Origin of the sequence: Chamaesiphon sp. OTE_8_metabat_110 (assembly GCF_031382685.1) — a bacterium.
Classification (GTDB): Bacteria; Cyanobacteriota; Cyanobacteriia; order Cyanobacteriales; family Chamaesiphonaceae; genus Chamaesiphon.
The window spans coordinates 1-9,112 of sequence record NZ_JANMZA010000468.1 but is presented as its reverse complement, the minus strand read 5'-3'; the positions used below and the strand labels follow the sequence as shown (position 1 = coordinate 9,112).

At 47.3% G+C, this 9,112-nt stretch carries 8 protein-coding genes and 1 pseudogene; 6 read left to right on the top strand and 3 right to left on the bottom strand.

The window, feature by feature from the left end; translation table 11 throughout:
* From glmM to cobA, 3 genes and pseudogenes are all read left to right on the top strand, one after another.
* Positions 1 to 820: pseudogene (gene glmM, locus RMO52_RS17225) on the top strand (phosphoglucosamine mutase); the annotation flags it as partial.
* A 96-nt stretch (positions 821 to 916) separates the two neighbouring features.
* Positions 917 to 1,669, top strand: a complete 753-nt coding sequence (locus RMO52_RS17220) for a sirohydrochlorin chelatase (protein WP_310416628.1) — start codon at positions 917 to 919, stop codon at positions 1,667 to 1,669.
* 106 nt (positions 1,670 to 1,775) lie between these two features.
* Entirely contained in the window at positions 1,776 to 2,552 is a 777-nt protein-coding gene (gene cobA / locus RMO52_RS17215) for a uroporphyrinogen-III C-methyltransferase (RefSeq protein WP_309739293.1), read from the top strand.
* Here the strand turns inward: cobA and RMO52_RS17210 are convergent.
* On the bottom strand, positions 2,549 to 2,758 hold the full coding sequence (locus RMO52_RS17210) for a hypothetical protein (RefSeq protein ID WP_309739291.1): 210 nt from the start codon (positions 2,756 to 2,758) through the stop codon (positions 2,549 to 2,551). The two genes, cobA and RMO52_RS17210, sit on opposite strands and share 4 nt — an antisense overlap.
* A gap of 283 nt (positions 2,759 to 3,041) precedes the next feature.
* On the opposite strand from RMO52_RS17210, the gene RMO52_RS17205 reads away from it, so the two are divergent.
* From RMO52_RS17205 to RMO52_RS17195, 3 genes are all read left to right on the top strand, one after another.
* Positions 3,042 to 4,004: a hypothetical protein gene (locus RMO52_RS17205; protein ID WP_309739290.1), complete on the top strand. Its 963-nt coding sequence runs from the start codon at positions 3,042 to 3,044 to the stop codon at positions 4,002 to 4,004.
* A 162-nt stretch (positions 4,005 to 4,166) separates the two neighbouring features.
* Positions 4,167 to 5,267 carry an aminoglycoside phosphotransferase family protein gene (locus RMO52_RS17200; protein WP_310416623.1) on the top strand — a complete coding sequence of 367 codons (1,101 nt, stop codon included), beginning with the start codon at positions 4,167 to 4,169 and terminating at the stop codon, positions 5,265 to 5,267.
* Positions 5,268 to 5,272: 5 nt separating this feature from the next.
* A complete protein-coding gene (locus RMO52_RS17195; protein WP_309739285.1) occupies positions 5,273 to 5,806 on the top strand; it encodes a DOMON-like domain-containing protein in 534 nt (177 codons plus the stop codon).
* 137 nt (positions 5,807 to 5,943) lie between these two features.
* On the opposite strand, the gene RMO52_RS17190 is transcribed toward RMO52_RS17195, so the two are convergent.
* Positions 5,944 to 7,608 carry an AarF/ABC1/UbiB kinase family protein gene (locus RMO52_RS17190; protein ID WP_310416620.1) on the bottom strand — a complete coding sequence of 555 codons (1,665 nt, stop codon included), beginning with the start codon at positions 7,606 to 7,608 and terminating at the stop codon, positions 5,944 to 5,946.
* A gap of 241 nt (positions 7,609 to 7,849) precedes the next feature.
* A partial coding sequence (locus RMO52_RS17185; RefSeq protein ID WP_396135038.1) for a hypothetical protein occupies positions 7,850 to 9,112 on the bottom strand: 1,263 nt, incomplete at its 5' end.

Sequence of the window (9,112 nt, the reverse complement as noted above, 5' to 3'; positions counted from 1 at the left end):
CCTCGATCTGGCTGCTGGCGCCGCAGTAAAGGTAGCTCCCGAAATTTTTGCTAAGTTGGGCGCCGAATTAATTTGTCTCAATGATGAGGCTGATGGCGAGCGGATTAATGTCAATTGTGGTTCTACGCATTTGGGCGCTCTGCAAGCTGCGGTGATTCTGCATCAGGCAGATATCGGCTTTGCATTCGATGGGGATGCCGATCGCGTTTTAGCTGTAGACAATCTCGGACGTAAGGTGGATGGTGATTATATTCTCTATTTCTGGGGGCAATATCTCCGGAAACAAGGGCTGCTCCCGAATGATGAAATCATCACCACAGTGATGGCAAATCTGGGCTTCGAGCGGGCTTGGCAAGCATTGGGTGGCAAGATAGTCCGCACGGCAGTGGGCGACCAGTACGTCCAAGCGGAGATGGCGAGCTGCGGTGCGATGCTCGGTGGCGAACAGTCGGGGCATATTCTCTCACCCCAACATAGCGTCAGTGGCGATGGTACGCTCACAGCCCTTCATCTAGCAACGATCGTCCAGCAGTCGGGCAAATCCCTCGCCGAGCTAGTCGATAATAGCTTTCAAACCTATCCGCAAATCCTCCACAATGTCCGCGTAGACGATCGCGAAGCCCGTCTCAATTGGGCAAAATGCCAGCCGTTACAGGACGGTATTGCCGAAGCCGAAGCCGAGATGGGCAACACCGGACGGGTACTCGTGCGCGCCTCGGGTACCGAACCCTTAATTCGAGTGATGGTAGAGGCTGAAACGATGCAAAAGACTGAGTACTGGACGAAATATCTAGTCGCGATCGTGGAAAAACATTTTTAGGTCGGCAATTTATAATAATGTAGTGTACGAGTAAAAATAGTAAGTATATCGTTAGTGCTATAACTAAGATCTCATCACTATTGACCCATAACCAATTTGACTGACGCTTATTTATTGGTATCTCATGGTAGTCGCGATCCGCGTCCACAGATCGCGACTAGCTTATTGGCAGAGCAACTAAGTTTATGGCTGCAAAATGTTGGCGGACTGAGATCGCCACTAGTGGCTGCTGCTCAGTTAGAACTGGCAGCAGTTCCCCTACATCGACAGATCGGTGATTTTGCCAGTCAGTGTCAACAGCAGGAGATCGATCGAGTGGTGATTCTGCCACTATTTTTGATCCCAGGCGTGCATGTAATGGAAGATATTCCCGCAGAGGTAGCACTTGCCGAGCTGGAGATTGGTGACAAAGTTAATTTAGTCGTTGCCGATTATCTGGGTGCCAATGCCGACTTTATAAATTTGTTCGCTCGGAACCGTTCTGGTTTGCCCGATCGGAGTATTATTTTAGCTCATGGTAGTCGCAGATCTGGTAGCAACCAGATCGTCGAACGACTGGCACATGACTTGGATCTCACCCCTGCTTATTGGTCGGTAGCTCCGAGTTTAGCCGATCGAGTTACCATGACGATCGCCACAGGTGCGACTGAGATTGGGATCTTGCCTTATTTTCTCTTCTCCGGTGGCATTACTGATGCGATCTCGGCAGCGATCGCGCAACTAAGAATGCAGTTTCCCGAGATAAAATTAATTTTCGGCGAACCGATCGGTAACAGTCCAGCATTAGCCGCCACGATCGGGAAAATCTTTGCTGCACAAACATCCGCAAAAGTCAATAGTGCCTGGTAAATATCTGTCGAGCGGTATTTCGCACCGAGCGCAGCCGTTAGCGGTAGCCTGATGTAAAGTATATTGTCGATTTACCCTCGATCCCCTATCCCCTACTTCCAGAAAAGTGACAGACACAGTTGGCAAAGTCTATTTAGTCGGTGCGGGGCCTGGAGATCCTGGGCTGCTGACAATTAAGGGTAAAGTATTATTAGAATCGGCTGATGTAGTTATTTATGATGCCCTTGTCAGCGCCGAAATTGTGGCGATTATCGCCCAGAGTGCGGAAAAGATCGATGCTGGCAAACGGATGGGTAGACACTCGCTACTCCAGCAAGAAACTACGGAATTATTAATTGAAAAAGCCCGCAGCCACGCTGTTGTGGTGCGACTCAAAGGTGGCGATCCGTTTATCTTCGGACGCGGTGGCGAAGAAATGGAAGATCTGATCGCCGCAGGTATCCCAGTCGAAGTAGTGCCCGGTGTGACTTCGGGAATTGCGGCTCCAGCCTATGCTGGTATTCCCCTGACGCATCGCAATTATAGTTCTTCGGTGATTTTTGTAACCGGGCACGAAATGGCGGGTAAATACCGTCCTGGCGTCAATTGGCAAGCGATCGCTCAAAGCGCCGAAACTATTGTAGTATACATGGGCATCCACAATCTCGATCGCATCAGTCAGGAATTAATTACGGCTGGATTGGCAGGTAGCACCCCAATTGCATTGGTACGGTGGGGCACTACTCCTCAACAACAAGAATTAGTCGCTACTTTAGAAACGATCGTCGAGCAAGTAGAACTAGCGCGGTTTAGTGCGCCCTCGATCGCGATAATTGGCAATGTTGTCAAGTTACATGAGATCTTAGGTAGCCATTATTCCCATCACGATCGAGCAGTAATCTAGTGGCCTTGTCGAGAGGCTAATTTTTCAAAATGTGCTTGAGTCTGATAGAGAAATAATTCTCGACCATCGACGGCATTAGTGAGAGTCGGAACTAGATTGCGAGCTTGAAGCGCCATGTGCATTTGTAGATGAGCTACATAGTCACTCATTTCTTCACCTGCTGCTAGTTGCAAGTCTAGGGCAGTCTGGGCGAAATTTTTCTCCATCACTGAATTTCTTTTGTTTAAAGATTAGGATCGATGCGTCAGCTTTCTTACCAATCAAGCTAACATACTCGATCGGCTCTATCTATACTTTTGCAATGAAGATTAACAAATAAAGGAGCTTTGAATATGGCTAGTGCCAGCGCATTTTTAGAGCAAACATAGTCTTGCCTTACCCTTTACCCCTTACCCTTTACCCCTTACCCACCTCCCATCCATCGTTATCCCCTGTTAGAGTAGAATTCGGAAGCAAACCAGTCTACAAGAAATACCTTCAACGCGATCCATGAAACGACTCAAGCGTTATCTCATTATGACAGCCACGATCGCGATCGCGATCGTCGGGATTAGATTTACTCAAGAGATCGGCGATTGGAGCAAGCTGCTAACATATGAGCCACCGCCAGAGATTGCGAAACTTGCCACTAGTGCCACGATGACAGATGCCGCTCGGCGACTATTTTATCTCAACCAGCCGACGATCGAAACGACAAAATCATCCCTCAATCTGTGCAAAGGTTCCGAGCATACAATCGTGTTAGGCTGCTATGTCACTAGTAAAGGAATTTTCCTCCAAGCTGTGACAGATCCGCGTTTGCAAGGGGTGATGGAAGTGACTGCTGCTCATGAGATGTTACATGCTGCGTACCAACGCATGTCTATGTTCGAGCAAACAAAAATCAGTAAGCAGCTACGAGTAGTATTGAAGACACTTACCAATGCCCGAATTATCAAGTTAGTCGCCACCTACGAAAGTCAAGATCCGCGCTCTGTCGATAGCGAACTGCACTCGATCCTTGGGACTGAAGTGCGAAATCTCAGTCCAGAATTAGAAACCCACTACCGCCACTATTTTACAGATCGTTCGTCGATCGTCGCACTCTCCGAACGCTACGAAGGGATATTCACCACCCTCAAAAATAAAGCGAAAACACTCAGTCAGCAGTTGCTAACCCAAAATCAAGCTTTAGAACAATTAGCCGATCGGGTCAAACAAGAAGGTAATATGGTGGAATCCGATCGATCGAGTCTACAATCGGAGATCGCAGCTAATCCCAGCAGTGATTATAGTGCCCGCATCTCAGCTTTTAACGATCGCGTGCGAAACTATAATCAAATAGTCATCCAACTCAAAGAGCAAACTGCCAGTTATAATCAACTGGTGACTGAACGTAATTCAATCAATCAAGAAGAAAAATCACTGTTTGAGTCATTAGAAAATAAATCTGCACGGCAAGTCGCTAAATAATGTCAAAATACTGTGGAGTAAAGATTAAAAATTCGGTTTTCAGCACCGAGTAAACATGCTCATCCTATCGACAATAGTCTGTTCTCCCATCTATTAGCGGTCGCCACAGATTGGGTCACACTCCCAGTCTCCCTCTCCCAGTCCCCTAACCCCTAATTAACATTGGATCGTCTGACTACTATCGCTCAAAAATTTGCTGGAGCAAGAGCAGTTACCGAGCTGCGGGCGTTCGGCAGTGGCAATATTAATGATACATTTCTCGTCACGATCGCGGATGATTTAGAACCGCACTTTGTCTTGCAACGCATCAATACTCATGTCTTCCAACAACCCGCGCTGGTGATGCAGAATATGCGGATTTTCACGCAGCATGTATGTGCCAAAATGCAGCGCGAACCGGAACAGGTAGCTAGACGATGGGCAGTACCGCGAGTACTACTAACAGTAGACGATCGCGACCATTGGGTCGAGCCTGATGGTTCCTATTGGCGGGCGATTAGCTTTATCGATGGTTCGGAAACGCTCGATATCATCCAAGATATCGCGCATGGGCGGGCTGTAGGCTATGCACTGGGCAGATTTCATTATCTCATTAGCGATCTCGATCCGACAAAGTTAGCCGATACGCTAGTCGGATTTCATATTACGCCTCAATATCTAGCAGATTATCTGCAAGTTTTGGCAGCAGCCACCCCGAGCGATAATCGCGAAGTAAATTATTGTCTGGATTTCGTGCGATCGCGGCAAGAGTGGGCGCAAGTTTTAGAAAAGGCTAAAGATGATGGTAAGTTGCCTTTACGACCGATTCACGGCGATCCTAAAGTGAACAACGTGCTGATTTGCACCATGACTCAACAGGCGATCGGGATGATCGATCTCGATACGGTCAAACCGGGACTGGTACACTATGATATCGGCGATTGCTTGCGATCGGGTTGCAATCCGCTCGGTGAAGAAACTCCAGACTGGGAGCAAGTTCGATTTGACACGCCAATGTGTCGGGCGATTTTAGATGGCTATTTATCTCAGGCGCGGGGTTTTTTGAGTGGTGATGATTATGACTATCTTTTTGATGCGATTCGCTTGATTGCTTTTGAATTAGGATTGAGATTTTTTACAGATTATTTAGCAGGAAATGTTTATTTCAAAGTCAAATATCCCACTCACAATCTCGATCGCGCTCTAGTCCAATTTGGACTGACTGCGAGTATTGAAGCTCAAGAAGCGGAGATTCGATCGATTATTGAAGACTTGCGGAGATAAACGGGATGACCGATTTTAAACTACGTCCTTTCAGTACAGATATTACCTTACCTGCGATCGAACTGACCGGACAAATCGATTTTCAGGATAGATTGTTATCGATCGTGTATCATTTGCAAGGCAATCTAGAAACACTAATCATTCCCTCAGCTCATCCCACACCCAGCCGCAAGTTTGCCCTCTGGGAATCTACTTGCTTTGAGTTCTTTATTGGCGTTCCCGGTAATGCTAACTATTGGGAATTTAATCTCTCTCCCGCTGGCGATTGGAATGTCTTTACACTGGATGATTATCGCCAAGGTTTGCAAAACGAATTAGCATTTACAGCATTGCCATTATCGATCGATCGATCGGCAACTTCGCTGGTATTAAAATCGATCGTCGATCTGAGCAAAATTTTTCCAGCAGCACCAGAACTAGAACTATCAGTAACGGCAGTAATTGAGTCAAGTCAGCATGAGCTGAGTTATTGGGCATTAACTCATCCTGGTACAGTTGCCGACTTTCACCGCCGAGATAGTTTCGTCCTCAAAATCTAAGTAGTTCTGGCTTTATTACCCGTTACCCATTACCCATTACCTCTCAATACGGTTCGGTTAAACAAATATTTGTGCCAGTTTTAGTCCGCGTAGGTGGACTTTGCAACACTAGCAACGATTTCAATCGTTGTGTAAAATCAAAGCAAGTTGCCAGACCTAATAATTTTGACAATCAACCATAGCCCTAGAATGCTCGCTGCGCTAAAAAGCACATTACTTAGCAGTTGCAATTGAGGAGTTTGAGCATTAGCTGAAACGATCGCGGCTCCGATGATTAGGGAACCGACTACGGTACTAAAGGATCGACGATTGGCGGCGTCATCGACACTATTTTGGATACCATCGAGGTTTTGAATGGTGATATTTAGTTTCAGTGTTTCGGAGCTAAAGCGATCGAGTAAAAAGCCTAATTGGCGCGGTGATTGGAGGGAAAGATTTTTTAATTCTAAGCCTGTGCGGAGGAGTGATTGCATCGGATCGCCACCGAAGAGTTGCCGCTGGAACATGTCATTCATTAGCGGGCGGACTTCTTCAAATAGATTGACTTCGGGGTTAAATTGTCGCCCGACGCCTTCGAGATTGGCGAGGGATTTGGCAAATAAACCGATATTGCTCGGCCAGCGCAGATTGTTGCGCCGTGCGGCTTGGAGGATTTCCGCGAAGGCTTCGCTGGCATTCATATTCTGCAAGCTGATGTTGTTGTACTTGTGCAGCAAACGATCGTAATCCCATTCCAGGCGGGAGAGGTTGAGTTCGCCCATCGGTTCGGCGAGTTGCAGGGTGATTTGGGCGCAGCGTTGGGAATCGCCATTGACGATCGCCAGAATCATTTCGACTAGCGCTGACTGGGTACGGGCATCGAGCCGCCCCATCATCCCACAATCGAGGACGGCAATTCGCCCATCGTCGAGGTAGAAGAGGTTGCCGGGATGCGGATCGGCGTGGAATAAGCCATCCATTAGGTATTGTTGAAAGAAGGCGCGGAAGCAGAGGACGGTGAGGGCTTGTCGCTCCTGTCCGATATCGCCGTCATGATTTTTACCCGTCAGCCGCGCTGCGAGAATCGGGACGCCATCTAACCATTGGAGTACGAGAACTTTTTGAGTCGATAACTGTCGATCGATCTCCGGCACCATAATCTTGGTAGTATCGAACCACTTGCCCGCGAGGAGATTTTTACGAAGTGCTTCGGTATAGCGGGCTTCTTGAGTGAAGTCTAGTTCGGATTGGAGCGCGGTACTAAATTCGTTAGCGAGAGCAACTAAGTCGTAACGTTTGCCAAAGTCAGTGCCAGAGAGCAATTTAGCAATCTGCTTAATCATGGCGATATCTCGCGTCACCAAACGATCGATCCCCGGACGTTGGACTTTGATGGCGACGATCCGACCATCTTTGAGGATAGCACGATGAGTTTGGGCGATCGATCCAGCCGCAACGGGGATAGTATCGATCTGACTAAAAATTTCTGCGGGTAGCTGGGGGAACTGTTGGATCAGGATTGTTTCGATTTCTTGCCACTCGATCGGTGGTACATTCGATTGCAGTTCGCTGAGAGCTTCGATATATTCGAGCGGGAGCAGATCTGGACGCGTACTGAGCAACTGCCCCAGCTTGACGTATACTGGCCCCAGATCGACCAAAATACTTCGCAAGATCTCTGGTGGTGGCACATCGACTCGATCTTCTGCTGACGAGGCTTTACCGATGGTCAGAGTTTGGCGCATAAAGTCCCAGCCATGATGCAGCAGGACTTCGGCGATCTCCCGCTGGCGAGAACTATCGATCTTGGTAATAGCCTGCATGAGCGAATCACTCCCGAGTATCTCAATAGTGTTAGTTACAGAAATCTCCACAGGATTCGATCTGGTTATCGTTGGCGGAGCCTCTCGGAACGAGAATCGAGCAGCGTGCTAAATCCTTATTGACTATTGTATCCACATCTTTACTGAAGATGGGATCGATCGCAGCACTAAAGCCGATTTTTACGCAGTTGATGTTCTCGCTCGGTTTGGGTATTACATCTCGCAATCGTTGAAAGACTTATTAACTATTCCTAAATTCTGCTTGTCCCCAAATTTCTGATAAGAGTAGATCCTCACCGCTGCGATCGGGTAATGTCGTCCAGTGGTGGGGCAGAATAATCCGATCGATCCAACCGCGTTCGTTAGCGGTCACTGGTAAACCTTGCTTATAAGTATCTACAGTTTGCTGGAGATGCAATCGTAACTCGGTTAAAAATTCTGGTGTAAACTGGGGATGCGGTTCTGTCCCCGCCAGGTATTTGGCGACGGCAAATACGACTTGATAAATACAACACTGACGATAGAGCTGAAGACCGGATCGCGGCACTTGTCCGATCGTACTCCCAAAACTAGGCGCGTTTAGACCTTGTAATAACAGTCCCACCCAATGATGGATATAATCTAAATCTGCCAAACCTTCGGCGCTGACTAGTAGCTCTAAATTTAATTGTGAATTGGGTGGTTGAATTTCATGGCGAAACCAGTCCCAACATAGTTCGATAATTTGTTTGAAGAGATGTTGGTTATCGGTACTAAATTCATGCCGTTTGCGGAATCTGTCGCTTATCAAAAATGCTTGGAATTGGGCTAATTCTGCTTCCCGATTGACGAAAATCTCAATTTTATCACTTGACTCGATTTGGGGTAAATGTCTCTCTGCGGCTGATTTATTAGCTAGATTAGCAAGCTCGATCGAAGTGGTACCGCCCAGTGTCCGATCGCCTGCTAAGACCTCAGTTTGAGCTTGTTGTAAATCGACAACAGCGATCGAGCCGATTTCGTTAGCGCGATCGGGATAGTTGGTAATTGCGGCGATAATTGTTTGGTTGAGGTCTAAAAAGCCCGGTAATTCAAATGATTCTGCCAAACTGATACAGATCTCAGTTACTCGTTCCAAGCAGTCTTGAATGACTCGATTATCGTGAGTAGCAATCGCAGCTACGACTTCATCAATTTGCTCCTGAATTGTAGTTTCAAAAATCGAAGCGACAATATCAAAACCTAATTCGATCGAGGTGGGTAGCGCGATATCGGCCTCAGTCCAATCGCCGATTTTTAGTTTCAAACTTTCGAGTGTCTCAGTTAACCGATCGAGAATTACGGCTTCATCGATTTGGCGATCTGTGACTTGAGCTGTCAAACATTCCTGTAATCCTGAGTAACCATTAAGGAGTAAAGTTTGAATTGAGACATCGATCTCAAGTTCTAAATTATAAAAGACGCGCGTTACATCTTCAAAACTGTGCGCGATTTGCTCGATCGTCTTCAAGCCGACATTCGCCGC